The organism is Micromonospora sp. DH14, from assembly GCF_029809455.1.
Lineage (GTDB): Bacteria > Actinomycetota > Actinomycetes > Mycobacteriales > Micromonosporaceae > Micromonospora > Micromonospora parva.
Map to the genome: position 1 here is coordinate 1 of NZ_JARVKT010000061.1, position 13,210 is coordinate 13,210.

13 protein-coding genes are annotated in these 13,210 nt (G+C 72.7%); 8 read left to right on the forward strand and 5 right to left on the reverse strand.

Annotated features, from left to right (window positions below):
• Window positions 1–9: 9 nt before the first annotated feature.
• From QCZ28_RS34090 to QCZ28_RS34105, 4 genes are read right to left on the reverse strand one after another with little or no spacing between them, the layout of a single operon-like run.
• Window positions 10–462 (reverse strand): hypothetical protein, encoded by a 453-nt coding sequence (locus QCZ28_RS34090; RefSeq protein WP_279520474.1) that lies wholly within the window; start codon window positions 460–462, stop codon window positions 10–12.
• Entirely contained in the window at window positions 446–1,201 is a 756-nt protein-coding gene (locus QCZ28_RS34095; protein WP_279520475.1) for an SDR family NAD(P)-dependent oxidoreductase, read from the reverse strand. The genes QCZ28_RS34090 and QCZ28_RS34095 overlap by 17 nt, the downstream gene beginning before the upstream one ends.
• Window positions 1,194–2,474 (reverse strand): AMP-binding protein, encoded by a 1,281-nt coding sequence (locus tag QCZ28_RS34100; RefSeq protein WP_279520476.1) that lies wholly within the window; start codon window positions 2,472–2,474, stop codon window positions 1,194–1,196. Before QCZ28_RS34100 ends, QCZ28_RS34095 begins: the two co-directional genes overlap by 8 nt.
• The gene (locus tag QCZ28_RS34105; protein ID WP_030335845.1) at window positions 2,471–2,722 is read right to left on the reverse strand and encodes an acyl carrier protein; all 252 of its coding nucleotides are present in this window, start codon (window positions 2,720–2,722) and stop codon (window positions 2,471–2,473) included. The genes QCZ28_RS34100 and QCZ28_RS34105 overlap by 4 nt, the downstream gene beginning before the upstream one ends.
• A gap of 100 nt (window positions 2,723–2,822) precedes the next feature.
• Between QCZ28_RS34105 and QCZ28_RS34110 the strand changes: the two genes are divergently transcribed.
• Window positions 2,823–3,332, forward strand: coding sequence for a GNAT family N-acetyltransferase (locus tag QCZ28_RS34110; RefSeq protein WP_279520477.1), 510 nt, complete (start codon window positions 2,823–2,825; stop codon window positions 3,330–3,332).
• A 102-nt stretch (window positions 3,333–3,434) separates the two neighbouring features.
• Here the strand turns inward: QCZ28_RS34110 and QCZ28_RS34115 are convergent, their stop codons facing one another.
• Window positions 3,435–5,171 carry a hypothetical protein gene (locus QCZ28_RS34115; RefSeq protein ID WP_279520478.1) on the reverse strand — a complete coding sequence of 579 codons (1,737 nt, stop codon included), beginning with the start codon at window positions 5,169–5,171 and terminating at the stop codon, window positions 3,435–3,437.
• A gap of 366 nt (window positions 5,172–5,537) precedes the next feature.
• Here QCZ28_RS34115 and pseB point away from each other — a divergent pair, with 366 nt between their 5' ends.
• From pseB to QCZ28_RS34150, 7 genes are all read left to right on the forward strand, one after another.
• Window positions 5,538–6,518 carry a UDP-N-acetylglucosamine 4,6-dehydratase (inverting) gene (gene pseB / locus QCZ28_RS34120; RefSeq protein WP_279520479.1) on the forward strand — a complete coding sequence of 327 codons (981 nt, stop codon included), beginning with the start codon at window positions 5,538–5,540 and terminating at the stop codon, window positions 6,516–6,518.
• Window positions 6,518–7,675: an aminotransferase class I/II-fold pyridoxal phosphate-dependent enzyme gene (locus QCZ28_RS34125; RefSeq protein ID WP_279520480.1), complete on the forward strand. Its 1,158-nt coding sequence runs from the start codon at window positions 6,518–6,520 to the stop codon at window positions 7,673–7,675. Before pseB ends, QCZ28_RS34125 begins: the two co-directional genes overlap by 1 nt.
• A 10-nt stretch (window positions 7,676–7,685) precedes the next feature.
• Entirely contained in the window at window positions 7,686–8,534 is an 849-nt protein-coding gene (locus QCZ28_RS34130) for a hypothetical protein (protein ID WP_279520481.1), read from the forward strand.
• Window positions 8,524–10,350 carry a class I SAM-dependent methyltransferase gene (locus QCZ28_RS34135; protein WP_279520482.1) on the forward strand — a complete coding sequence of 609 codons (1,827 nt, stop codon included), beginning with the start codon at window positions 8,524–8,526 and terminating at the stop codon, window positions 10,348–10,350. The genes QCZ28_RS34130 and QCZ28_RS34135 overlap by 11 nt, the downstream gene beginning before the upstream one ends.
• Window positions 10,347–11,111 carry a glycosyltransferase family protein gene (locus tag QCZ28_RS34140; protein ID WP_279520483.1) on the forward strand — a complete coding sequence of 255 codons (765 nt, stop codon included), beginning with the start codon at window positions 10,347–10,349 and terminating at the stop codon, window positions 11,109–11,111. Before QCZ28_RS34135 ends, QCZ28_RS34140 begins: the two co-directional genes overlap by 4 nt.
• Window positions 11,108–12,163, forward strand: a complete 1,056-nt coding sequence (locus QCZ28_RS34145; RefSeq protein ID WP_279520485.1) for a spore coat protein — start codon at window positions 11,108–11,110, stop codon at window positions 12,161–12,163. The genes QCZ28_RS34140 and QCZ28_RS34145 overlap by 4 nt, the downstream gene beginning before the upstream one ends.
• Window positions 12,164–12,226: 63 nt before the next feature.
• Entirely contained in the window at window positions 12,227–12,862 is a 636-nt protein-coding gene (locus tag QCZ28_RS34150; RefSeq protein WP_279520484.1) for an alpha-ketoglutarate-dependent dioxygenase AlkB, read from the forward strand.
• Window positions 12,863–13,210 lie beyond the last annotated feature (348 nt).

The window sequence follows — 13,210 nt, forward strand, 5'->3', positions numbered from 1 at the left end:
GGGGCACTGTCAGGGGGTGGGGGCGCAACTGACGGTGATCACCAGGTCGGCTGTCCAAAGGGTTCGCCAGATCGGCGGTCCGTCGGCTGGCGTACCAAGGCCGTGGCGACGCAGCCAGGCGGCGATCGGCGCGTCGGCCAGCTTGCAGCAGCACTCGGCCCGGGTCCAGCGGGCCCAGAAGTCACCGGTGCCGAAGCGGCGGGCCAGCGCCGGGGGCACCGGGGCGTCCGCGCGCTCCGCGTCGATGGCCACCCGCCAGCCGGGCACCGGTGGGCCGTACCAGCCGACGCACCGTCCATCGTCGAGGTGACTACGGGTCACCGCGTCGGCCATCGTGGCCGGTGACCCGATCCGCAGGTGCTGCTCGGCGGCGGCGAGCAGCCCCGGCACCGGGCGCGGCACGGCGACGTGGCCGTGCCGCGCCGGCTCCAGAACCGGTCGCAGGTCAGACGGAGGCGGCACCGTCCACCACGATGACCTGGCCGTTGATGTTCGTGTGTTCCCGCAGCAGCATCCGCACCACCGGGGTGACCTCCGCCGGTTCGGTCAGGTGACCGGTCGGGGTACGGCGCACGATCTGGTCGAGCTGGGTCGGACCGAGCACCGCGGACATCTCCGAGGCGAAGAAGCCGGGCGCGACGGAGTTGACCAGCATCCGGCCGCCCAGTTCCCGGGCCAGCGAGCGGGTGGCCGCGTCCATGCCGCCCTTGGTGGCCGAGTAGGCGACGAGGCCGGGGAAACCGCGCTGCCCGCAGATCGAGGTGATGTTGACGATCCGGCCGCGCAGCCCCTTGGCGAGCATCCGGCGGATCACCAGCCGGGTCAGCTGCAACGGGGCCGTCAGGTTGGTCTCGATGATCCGGGCGATGTCGTCGGTGGCGGTGTGCGCGTGCAGGGAGTCCTGCCCCATCGCGGCGTTGTTGACGATGCCGTCGATCGGGCCGAGGCGCTGCTCCACCTCGCGGATGAAGCTCTGCGCGGCCCGCAGGTCGGTGACGTCCACCGCGCCGACGTGCACCCGGTCGGGGTGTTCGGCGGCGAGCTTCTCCAGCTCCGGAGTGAGGGTGCGGGCGAACGCGGCCACCCGTACGCCCGCGTCGAGCAGGTCGGTGACGATGGCCAGGCCCAGCCCACGGGAACCGCCGGAGACGAGGACCACGGAGCTGGGTGGGACGAGCTGGGTGTCGGCGGGCTCAGACATCGCTCTTCAGGGTCTCCTTGACGGGAATGTCGGTCAGGACGCGAATGCGGCGCGGCACCGCGTGCTCGGGAAGCCGGTCGGCGCACCAGCGGACCAGCGCGGCCTCGTCCGGCACACCGGTGGCGGCGCCGGACGGGTCGACGGCGGTGAGGACCACCTCGGCGACCACCATCCGCCCGAGCACCGGGGCCCGGCGGCCGGTCACCCGGGCCCAGGCCACCGCCGGATGGGCGGCGAGCACGCCGCGGACCACGCCGGCGGAGACCTTGCTGCCACCGACGTTGATCTCGTCGGAGTCCAGTCGGCCGGTGATCAGCACCCGGCCGTCGAGCACCTGCACCCGGTCGCCGGTGCGGACCGGGCCGGCGAGACCGGCACCGTGGTACGGGGAGGTGACCACCAGCTCGTCGTCGTCGACGGAGAGCGTCGGCCGGCCCGGGGTGTCCCGGTCCAGCCAGTCGACCGGGAACCCGGCCCGCCCGTCGTGCACCACAATGGACGCCCCCACCTCCGAGGACGCGTAGATCCAGGACACCCGGGCCGCCGGGAAGATTTCCCGCAGCTGGTCCAGGATCGCCTGGTCCACCGGCTCACCGCCGAGGGTGATCTGGCGCAGCGGCACCCGGGCCAGCGCCTCGGCGTCGCGGTAGAGGGTGCGCCGCCAGAAGGTCGGGGTGCCCGAGGCGGCGTCGACCCCGTGCGCGGCGGCGACACCGGGCCAGTCGTCCAACTCGTCGGGCTCGACCACCACGAGGTGCTGACCCGGCTGGGTCAACGACAGGGTGACCACCTGCCACCAGGCGTACGTGCCGGGGGCGTACGGGCACAGCCAGGTCCGGCCGGGCTGGTCGACCCGCACGGTGGTCAGCGTGTCGAGGGTGTGCCCGACCCGCTTCGGACGCCCGGTGGAGCCCGAGGTCAGCAGCCAGAGCCGGCCCGGCTCGGCGGTTCGCGGCCGGGCCGGCGCGCTCGGGTGCACGCCGTCGTCGTCGAGGACGCCGACGGTGAACCCGGCCTCCAGCAGCTCCGTCCGCAGCGCCGTGTCGACCCGGCTCGCGGTGCTGAGCAGAAGCTCGGTGCCGTGCACGGCGTGCTGCCGCGCCGCGGTGAGCGCGTGCACCGCCGAGTGGGCGAGCACCGCCGCCGGGTCGGGCAGTGTGGGCGTCGGCAGCGACCGCCAGGTCAGCGTGGTGCCACCGACGACGAGCCGGTTGTCCACACCGGCCGGCTCCGCGGGCGCGGGGGCATTGTGGCGCGACGTCGCGACGGTCACTGGTGTTGCAGCTCGACGAGGAAGTCGAGGACGTCCCCGACGGTGGCGATGCGACGCAGCCCGGGGGCGTCGAAGTTGAGCTCCTCCCCCGTCTCGTCCTCCACCCGCAGCGCCAGCTCGGAGAAGTCGAGCGACCGGAAGCCGATCTCCCGCAACTGGGCGGCGTCGTCGCCCGGCAGCTCCTTGTCCTGGTTCTTCAACACCTGAGCCATGAGGTCGCGGATCTGCGCGCGACTCAATTCGTTCATGCGCCGCAGTCTACAACCCAACGAATGCGTATCCCATTTCCCGGTAGCCCCGGGTAAGGTGCCGTGGCCCGACGTGAACGGCTAGGAAAGCGAGACGCACGTGCTGCGCGAAGCGACGACGGACGACGTTCATCTGATGTTGTCCTGGCGTAATCAGGAAACCAATCGGCAGGTCAGCAAGACCAGTCACGAGATCACCGCCGAGGAGCACGCCCGGTGGTGGTCGGCGGTCCGCGAAGACCCGTCCCGACGGGTGCTGGTGTACGTGCGCGACGACCGGCCCTGCGGCGTGGTCACCTTCTTCGACCTGCGGCTGGACGGCCCACGTACCGGGTCGTGGGGGTTCTATCTCGACGCCGAGGGGCTGGCCGGGCGGGATGAGACGCTGCCCGCCTGGCTGGGGGTCATGCGGGAGGCCGTCGAGTACGCCTTCGACGGCCTGCACCTGGACCGGCTCGACGGTGAGGTGCTCGGCCACAATACCGTCGTACGACAGATGAACCGGCGTTTCCGATTCGTCGAGGGCACTCCGAAACAGGAGCTGGCCGACGGCCGGGAAATCACCGTCATCCCGATTTCCCTGGCTCGGGAGGATCGCCGCCAGCGCTGATTGTCGGACACTTTTGCGCAATGGACCGGAGTCATTAACCAACAGTGCTTCCGGTGGACATCCGCCGTTCACGGACAGCGGTGTCCACCGGGTCGTGGCGGATCAGACCCGCCGCCACGCCGCCCAGTGCTGCTCCGGGTTGCCGCCGAGCCGGACGAAGCCGTACGCCGTGCCGTCCCAGTCGTCGGCCTGCCCGGGCGCCCAGCGGGCGAAGACCACCTGCGCCACGGCCGGCGGTCGCCCGTCGCCGAACCACCGCACGTCGGTCCAGGTCACCTGGTGGCTGAGGTTGAACCGGAGGATGTACTGCACGCCGGTCGAGGCCCACACCCGCTCACCGGGGCGTACGCCGACGTCGGCCACCCGGGGCGTCGGCTGGGTGTGTTCGGCGACCGGTCGCACGATCCGCTGGTCGATCGCCTGCATCGTGACGAGGTTGGCCACCACGAGGACGCCGAGGATCGGCAGCCGCAGGCGGGGCACCCGGACCGTGGCGACCAGCAGCACGCAGCCGGCGATGCCGACCAGCGAACCGACCACCGGTCGCAACTCGTGCCAGCCCCCGGTCAACGCCATCAGGTCCGGCGCGCTGAAACCGCCGTACCGCAACCGGTGGCCCTGGCCGGCCACATAGGCGAGTCGAGCGGCGACCAGCGCACCGCCACCGACCAGCACCGCCACCGCGACGGCCGCCCGGCGCTGCACCACCCGCCACCCGGCGGTGAACAGCACCCCGAGGCCGACCAGCAGCCAGAACGGCGCCAGCATCTGCACGTAGCGGCCGTAGATGGCGTCCAACGGCTTGCCGGTGATGCCGGACAGGATCACCGACGCGCCACCGGCCACCCCGATGGTCACCACCAACGCCACCCCCATCGTCCACCGGCCCGCGTCGCCGTGCCGGGGGCGCCACAGCTCGCGCACGGCACCGGCCCAGGCCACCCCGGCCATCCCGAACGTGATCACCACGAGGTACCAGAGCTGGGTGGTGACCGCCGCGCTCGTACGGACCAGCCCCTGGGCGGAGGCGAGCGCCTCGAACGTGCTGCCGTCGGGGGTGCTGCCGAGCAGGTAGACCCTGCCGCCGAGGTGGCGGATGGCGGCCTCGTTGACGAGCGCCATGGCGAGGACCGGCAGCAGCGCCGCGAGCACCACGGGTGGGCTGATCCGGCGGCGGACGAACAGCAGCAGCACCAGTCCGGCGTGCACGGCCACGATCACCAGGCCGCGGGAGTGCAGCAGATGGAACCCACCGACCAGCAGGCCGACGGTGGCGGCGGCGACCGGGCCGGGTCGGGCGATCCAGCGGTGCACGGCGAGCAGCCAGGCCACCACGAGCGGCGCCAGCACCGCGTCGATCATGGCGACGCCCGCGTAGAAGGCGGTGGCCGGCAGGGTGGCCGCCGCGACCGCGCCGAGCAGCGCGTACGACCGGCGCAGCTGGAACAGGCGGCGACCGAACAGGTACGCCAACGGCAGCAGCGTCGAGTTCACCATCGCGTTGATCAGCTGGACGATCCGGTAGCTGTCGGTGAAATCCCGCTCCCCTAGGAACGCCGGCGAGATCAGCATCGGGTAGCCGACCCGACGCAGCAGATCGTTCTCGCTGCTGAAGCCGCCCGGGCCGCCGGCCAGCGCGCGGGCGGTGTTCAGGTAGCTGTCCTCGTCGGTGTGCGCGATCGGCAGCACGATGTGCCGGGACAACCACATCCGCCAGGCCACGCTGAGCACCCACCCGGCCAGCAGCAACAGCGGCACCAGCCACCGCCGGGCGGGCGGGCCGCCGGGCGTCTCGGCCACCACCACCGGCCGGTCGATCACGTCACTACCGGGTGCCATCAACGCCTCCAGAATTGCCGGCCGGACCAGGCCCCCGCGCCGACCCGTCAGGCTCGTCGGCTGGTGTCGGTGCGGCACTGGCTGGCCCGCTCGCACCGAGCTGGTGTGGATGTCGGGTGAACGCGGGACCGGGTCGCGCGCACTGCCGCCGGTCGTTCGCGCGGCCACTGTAGCGGTCGGATCCGGCCAGGTCAGCCCACATCCGGGGCGGCCGGAACTGTTCGCCTGCGCGGTGTCCGGCATTCACAGGAGCAGAGGTTGCGGTTCACCCGCGAGCGCCGAGGAGTTAACCCGCCATGGCTAGCGTGTCACCCCGGTCGGCTGGCCCAGGGCCGCTCGTTCATCCACGAACACGGGAGCACCACATTGAGTGAGTTGAATGGATCGTCCATTCTGATCACCGGGGGAACTGGTTCCTTCGGCAGGACGTTCCTCCGGCACATCCTCAACGAGGCCGACCCCGCCCGCGTGGTGGTGTTCTCCCGCGACGAGCTCAAGCAGTACGAGCTGCGCCAGCAACTCGGCGACGACCCGCGGCTGCGCTGGTTCATCGGCGACATCCGGGACCGGCACCGCCTCACCCGGGCCATGCACGGTGTGGACCACGTGGTGCACGCCGCCGCGCTCAAGCAGGTGGACACCGCCGAGTACAACCCCTCGGAGTACATCGCCACCAACATCACCGGCTCGCAGCACGTCGTCGACGCGGCGATCGAGGCCGGCGTCAAGAAGGTCATCGCGCTCTCCACCGACAAGGCGTCCAGCCCGATCAACCTGTACGGCGCTACGAAGCTGGTCGGCGACAAGCTGTTCGTCTCGGCCAACCACTACGCCGCCCAGCACCCCACCCGGTTCGCCGTGGTGCGCTACGGCAACGTGGTGGGCAGCCGCGGCTCGGTCGTCCCGCTGTTCCGTCGGCTGGCCGCCGAGGGCAAGAGCCTGCCGATCACCGACAAGCGGATGACCCGCTTCTGGATCACCCTCGACCAGGCCGTGCAGTTCGTCATGGACTCGTTCGACCAGATGCAGGGCGGCGAGCTGTTCGTGCCGCGGATCCCGAGCATGCGCATCCTCGACCTGGTCGAGGCCGTGGCCCCGGACGCCACCACCCACGAGATCGGAATCCGGCCGGGCGAGAAGCTGCACGAGGAGATGATCGCGCCCGACGACAGCCGGCGGACGCTGCGCGCCGAGGGGCGGTTCATCGTCCAGCCGACCATCGCCACCTGGGGTTACCAGCCACCGGTCGACTGCGACCCGGTGCCGGACGGCTTCGCCTACCAGTCGGACACCAACGACGAGTGGCTCACCGTCGAGCAGTTGCGCGACATGCTCGGCATCAACTGATGACGGGGATGCTCCCGTACGGCCGGCAGTCGATCAACGAGGACGACATCACGGCGGTCGCCGACGTGCTGCGCGGCGACTGGCTCACCACCGGTCCGCAGGTCGACGCCTTCGAGGCCGACCTGGCCCGGTGGACCGGCGGGGTCGGCGTCGCCGCCGTCTCCAACGGCACCGCGGCGCTGCACGTGGCGTACGCGGCGGCCGGGGTGGGACCGGGCGACGAGGTGGTCGTCCCGCCGATGACGTTCGTGGCGACCGCGAGCAGCGCGGTCGCCCTCGGCGCGAAGATCGTGTTCGCCGACGTCGAGGACGAGACGTTCTGCCTCGACCCGGCGGCGGCCGCCGCCGCTGTCACCTCCCGCACCAAGGTCGTCGCCGCAGTCGACTACGCCGGCCACCCCGCCGACTACGACGCGCTGCGCACGTCGGTCGAGGGCAGTGACGCGCTGCTGCTCGCCGACGCGGCGCACTCGATCGGCGGGACGTACCACGGTCGGCCGGTCGGTTCGCTCGCCGACCTGACCACGTTCTCGTTCTTCCCCACCAAGAACCTGACCACCGCCGAGGGCGGCGCCGTCGCGGCGCTGGACCCCGAGATCCTGAGGCGGGCCCGCCGGTTCCGTGGCGTCGGCGTGGTCCGCGAACGCGACGACCTACGGTTCCCGGACGAGGGCGGCTGGCACCAGGAGGTCCACGAGTTCGGGCTGAACTACCGGCTGCCCGACGTGCTCTGCGCCCTGGGCCGCAGCCAACTGCGTCGCCTCGGCGAGTTCACCGCCCGGCGCAGTGCCCTGGTCGCCCGCTACGACGAGGCACTGGCCGACCTGGACGGCATCCTGCTGCCCACCCGCAGACCGTGGGCCGACCCGGCCTGGCACCTCTACCCGATCCGGGTGCTCGACGGTCGCCGCCGCGAGGTGTACGACCGGATGCGGGCCGCCGGCATCGGGGTCCAGGTCAACTACATCCCCGTGCACTGGCACCCGGCCTTCGCCGACCTGGGTTACCGACGTGGCTCCTGCCCGGTGGCCGAGTCGTTCTACTCCCAACAGCTGTCGCTGCCGCTCTACCCGGGGCTCAGCGACGCCGACCAGGACCGCGTCATCGACGCGCTGACCGCCGCGGTGCGGGTCGGCTCGGTGCGTACCGCCGCCTGATGGGAACCTGATGCACCACGCCAACCACTTCTACGGCCACGCGCACGTGCTGGCCCGCTACGCCGGCCTCGGCGACCGGCACCCACCACGGATCAACGGGTACGTGCAGCACGGCTGGAACATCGGTGACGGTCTGGCCCCCGGGCACCCGTACGCCGAGCGCACCCCCAGCCTGCTCTGGTCGGAGCAGACCCGTCGCCGGGCCTGGTCGGTGGGGCGACGCAACGTGGTCGTCATCGGAGCGCCGTTCGTCTACCTGCTGGCCATGCGACCCGAGGAACCACCGGCCGAGGAACGGGAAGGCACCATCTGGTACCCGTTCCACGGCTGGGAGGGGCAGCACGTCAAGGGCGACCACCGCAAACTGATCGCCCTGATCCGCGACACCGAACCCGGCCCGGTGACGGTCTGCCTCTACTGGCACGAGTACCGGATGCGCAACGTGCGCCGGCTCTACGAGCGCGCCGGGTTCCGGGTGATCTGCCACGGCTACCGGGGGCACTGGTGGAAGGACACCGACCCGGACTTCCTCGACCGACAGCTCACCGAGCTGCGCCGGCACCGCCGGGTAGCGTCCAACCGGCTGACCAGCGCGATCTTCTACGGCATCGCGGCGGGGTGTGAGCCAGCTGTCTACGGCGACCCGATGATCCTGTCCAACGAGGACCCCACCTTCGGCGGCACCGCCCGGATCCGGCGGCAGTGGCCGCAGCTGCACGGCAGCACTGTCGACCTGCCCACCGCGGTCGAGATCGCCCGCGCCGAGCTGGGCACCGACCACCGCTGCACGCCGGCCGAGCTGCGCGAGCTGCTCGGTTGGGCGAACCTCCAGGAGGAAGAGGAAGACCGTGACGACTGAGACGGCACCCGCCGGCCGGATCACCCTGCCGGGCGGCGAGATGCTGGCCTGGTCCGACCTGCCGCAGGAACGGCTGGCCGACGGCGGGCCGCTCGCCGCGCTGGCCGCCCGGCTGGTGCCGCCCGGCGCCCGGGTCCTGGTGGCCGGCCCACACGACCCGGCGCTGCTCGACCAGCTCGCCCACGCCGAGGTGACCTGTCTGCTGCGCAGCCACCCGGACGCGGTGGCGCTGGCGCACCGGGCGGCCCGCCTGCTGGTGGGTGGCCCGGCCGGGCTGCCCGACGACGAGACGTACGACGTGGTCATCGCGGCCGCCGGACTGGACCCGGTGGAGTCGGTGGAGGGCACCCCGCTCGGCTGGGACGGCGTGCTGGCCCGACTGGTCACCGTGCTGCGACCGGGTGGCGCGTTGCTGCTGCGCCTGGACAACCCGCTGGGCCTGCACCGGTTGGTCGACACCACCCCCTGGTACGCCCGCCGCGACGATGCCGCCTGGGCGATCGGCGGCGTGCTGGACCGCGCCCGCCCGGCCAACCGGGACCAGCTGCGCGAGCGGCTCAGCGTGGCGGGGCTGATGCCGGCCACGTGCTGGGCCGCGTACCCCGATGTCAGCGCCCCGACGGCCCTGCTGGACGCCGACCACCTCGACCGGGACGCCGGCTCCGGACTGTTCGACGCGGTGCTGCACGGTGCCTGCGCCGGGGGTTTCACCAACGCCACGGTGCTCCAGGACCCGGCCCGGCTGGCGGTGGACGCGTTGCACGCCGGGCGCGCCGCCGACCTCGCACCGGGTTGGCTGACCCTCGCCCACCGCCCCGCCGACCCCGAGGACCCGAGCACGCCGACCGCCGACCGGGACCTGCCGGTGGCGCTCGTGCAGACCGGCCGTCCCGGGATCGGCGTGCTCGAGGTGCTGCACGGCCCCTCCGGTTGGCGCTGGGGGCTCATCCCCACCAGCGACCCGAGGACCCCGGCCGGCGCACCGTTCGCCAGCGGGGTGGCCGCGTACCGGGACGCGGACGCGTTGTCCGGTCCGGTGCCGTCCGGCCGGCTGCTGCGTACCGTGCTGCTCGACGCGGCGGTGCGCCGCGACCTGGGCACGGTGCGCGCGTTGCTGCGCGGGTACGCGGGCTGGCTCGCCGACCAGGCCGACGCCGACGGCCGGATCGCCGGCGCGGCGGCGCTGGCCGGCACCGACAACGTCGTGTTCGACGGCGAGCGGTACGCGGTCCTCGACCCCAGCTGGCGGGTCACCGCCGCGCTCCCCGCCGACGTGGTGCTCGCCCGCGCGCTGTGGCGCTTCGCCACGGGCCTGCTCACCGGCGGTTACGCCCATCCGTGGCCGTCCACCCTCGACGTGGCGGGCCTGACCGTGGTGCTCGGCGGCCTCGCCGGCCACGACCTCGACCGGGCGACAGTCAGCGAGGCGGTCGAGGCCGAGGCGGCCATCGCCGCGGCACTGCACGGGCTGGACGCCGCCGGCACTGCCCACCTCGCCGCCGAGCTGCACGCCGTCGCCCCGACCGACCCACCCGTCGGCGGGCACAGCTACCAGCAGTTGCGTGAGGCGTGGCTGCGCCAGCGCGAGGAACTCACCCGGTTGGCCGCGTTGACCGCGTGGACCGAGGAACTGCTCACCTCACGGGAACGGGCGCTGCGCCGGGCCGAGACCACGATCAGCCTGCTCAGCGGGTCGATCAGCTACCGGGTGGGTCGGCTCGCCATCACCCCGGCCCGGCTGGCCAAGCGGGGCGCCCGCGCCGCCAAACGCCGGGCCACCGCGGTGCTCGCCCCCAGGCAGGAGGAGCAGCAGTGACAGGCCTACCGCCGCCCGGGACCGGCACGCCGCCACGGATCGTCGGCATCGTGCAGGCGCGGATGGGTTCGTCCCGGCTGCCCGGCAAGGTGCTCCGCCCGCTCGCCGGACGGTCCGTGCTGGGCCGGGTGGTCCGCGCCGCCCAGGACAGCGGCGTCCTCGCCGACCTGGTGGTCGCCACCAGCACCGACACTGTCGACGACGCGGTGGCCGACGAGTGCGCGCGGCTGGACGTGCCGTGCCACCGCGGGCCGGTCGACGACGTGCTGGACCGGTTCGTGGGCGCCCTCGCGGCGCACCCGGGGGACGCCGTCATGCGGTTCACCGCCGACTGCCCGCTGCTCGACCCGGAGATCATCAACCTGGTCGCGTCGGTGTACCGGGCGGTCCCCGGGCTGGACTACGCGAGCACGTCGATCGCCCGGACCCTGCCCCGCGGGCTGGACGTCGAGATCATCCGGGCGGAGACGCTCCGTACCCTGGGGCGGCTCGCCACCAACCACCACCGGGTGCACGTCACCTCGTACGCGTACACCCACCCGGAGCTGTTCCGGGTGCTCGGGGTGACGCTCACCCCGGACCGCTCCGCACTGCGCCTGACCCTCGACACCGAGCAGGACTGGGCGCTGGTCAGCGCGATCATCGACCACTTCGGGGACGTCAGCGTGCCGCTGGCCAAGCTCACCGACTGGCTCGACGGTCAGCCCCGGCTGCGCGCGCTCAACGCCGACGTCCGCCAGAAGCAGCTGGAGGAGTCCTGAGCACAGTGCGGGTCGGGTTGCGCTGCGACGCCGGGCCCCGGCGCGGCGTCGGCCACCTCGTCCGCTGCCTGGCGCTCGCCGAGGAGTTCCTCGCCCGGGGCGCCGACGTCACGGTGTTCGGCACCGTCGAACGGCTCGACTGGGCCACCGCGGAGCTGGCCGCGCGGGGCATCCCGCTGCTCCCCGGCCCGGACTCGGCGGCCGACCTGGTCGAGGCGGCCCGCCGACACGAACTGGACGTGCTGGTCCTCGACTCCTACGACCTGGACCCGGCCGGCGCGGGCGCGCTGCGCGCCGCCGGTGTGTACACGGTCGCCATCATCGACGGCGACAGCCGGGGCCAGGTCGCGGACCTCTACCTCGACCAGAACTTCGGCGCGGAGCTGCCGGGGCTGCCGGGCCGGCTGCTCGCCGGCAGCGGGTACGCCCTGCTGCGTGACAGCGTGATCAACGCCCGGCCGCCGGTCGCCCCACCCGCCACGACGGTCAGCCGCCCCCGGGTGCTGGCCTTCTTCGGCGGCACCGACGCGGTCGGTGCCGCCCCGGTGCTGACCCGGGTGCTGGTGGCCGCCGGTCACCCGATGGACCTCACGGTCATCGTCGGGCGACCCGAGATCGAAGCGGAGATCGAGGACGTCACCCCCGGCCGGGGGCAGATCATCCGACCGGTCCCGCCCACCACCTCGCTACCGGCCCTGATCACCGAAGCCGACCTGGTGGTCAGCGCCGCCGGCACGTCCACCTGGGAACTCTGCTGCCTCGGCGCCCCCAGCGCCCTGGTCTGCGTGGTCGACAACCAACGTGAGTCGTACACCCGGGTGGTGCGGCACGGCCTGGCCGCCGGCCTCGGCGAACTGCCGGAGCTGACCGCCGGCGGTGTCGCCGGACGCGCCGCCCGCGCCACGGCGGCGCGGAGCCTGCACGGGCTGCTCAGCACGCCGCAGCGGCGGGCGACGCTCGCCGCGCGCGCCTGGTCCACCGTCGACGGGCAGGGTCGGGCCCGGGTCGTGGACGCGGTGTTCGACGCGGTGCGTGTCGCCGTGCCGCGCTGACCGCGACAGACCATCACCACCACGATTCGCACGGGTGTACGAAACTGCTGCTAGGGTGGCTGCATGACGCAGGCCGCCTACCAGCCGTCGATGCTCGACCTGGCCGACGCCGGGCCCACACTGGGACCACTGCCCGGCCAGATCCGCCGACACCAGCTCAGCCGGGGCGCCTGGGTCGACCACCTCCCCGGCTGGGTGCGCGGCTCCGACTCGGTCCTCGACACCCTGCTCACCGAGGTGCCCTGGCGGGCCGAGCGGCGCACCATGTATGACGCCGAGGTCGACGTGCCGCGGCTGCTCTGCTGGTACGACGCCGAGCGGCAACTCCCCCACCCCGTGCTCACCGCCGCGCGGGCCGCGCTGACCAGTCACTACGCGCCCGAGTTGGGTGAGCCCTTCGTCACCGCCGGCATGTGCCTCTACCGCTCCGGGCGCGACAGCGTGGCCTGGCACGGCGACACCATCGGCCGCTCGGCGCACAGCGACACGATCGTCGCGATCGTCTCCTTCGGAGCGCCCCGGCCGCTGCTGCTCCGCCCACGCGGCGGCGGTGAGAGCCTCCGCTTCCCGGTCGGCCACGGCGACCTGATCGTCATGGGCGGCTCGTGTCAACGCACCTGGGAGCACGCCATCCCCAAGACCACCCGCCCCGTAGGCCCCCGGGTGAGCGTCCAGTTTCGCCCCATCAACGTCGCCTGACCCCCACCCCGCCCCCGCCCTCACCCCGCCTCGCCCTCACCCCGCCCGGGCCCACCAGCCCGCTTGCGTCGATCTTGCACTTTCGGATGCTCATTCGCACCTGTTGAGAGGGTTTGTCGAGACAGTAATCGCAAGATCGGCGCAAGCCGTCGGCGCGAGTGCGGGTCTAGAGGCAACGCCGTTCAGTTAAGCGGCGGGTGTGGGTGTCAAGGCGTGTCTGGGACGGAAAGCAGCGGAGCTCCGGTATAGAGGGTGGTCACTCTAAGACGCCCTCGAACCTGGAGCTCCGCTGGCTGATCAGATTGCCATAACTCGGACGGTGTCGGTAGCTGCGGGGGTGTTCGCTGC

What these genes read in the sequence shown, in the direction of transcription:
- QCZ28_RS34095 (WP_279520475.1), bottom strand. Translation starts at nt 1,201, where the DNA reads ATGTCTGAGCCCGCCGACACCCAGCTCGTCCCACCCAGCTCCGTGGTC.
- QCZ28_RS34105 (WP_030335845.1), bottom strand. Translation starts at nt 2,722, where the DNA reads ATGAACGAATTGAGTCGCGCGCAGATCCGCGACCTCATGGCTCAGGTG.
- QCZ28_RS34115 (WP_279520478.1), bottom strand. Translation starts at nt 5,171, where the DNA reads ATGGCACCCGGTAGTGACGTGATCGACCGGCCGGTGGTGGTGGCCGAG.
- QCZ28_RS34125 (WP_279520480.1), top strand. Translation starts at nt 6,518, where the DNA reads ATGACGGGGATGCTCCCGTACGGCCGGCAGTCGATCAACGAGGACGAC.
- QCZ28_RS34130 (WP_279520481.1), top strand. Translation starts at nt 7,686, where the DNA reads ATGCACCACGCCAACCACTTCTACGGCCACGCGCACGTGCTGGCCCGC.
- QCZ28_RS34150 (WP_279520484.1), top strand. Translation starts at nt 12,227, where the DNA reads ATGACGCAGGCCGCCTACCAGCCGTCGATGCTCGACCTGGCCGACGCC.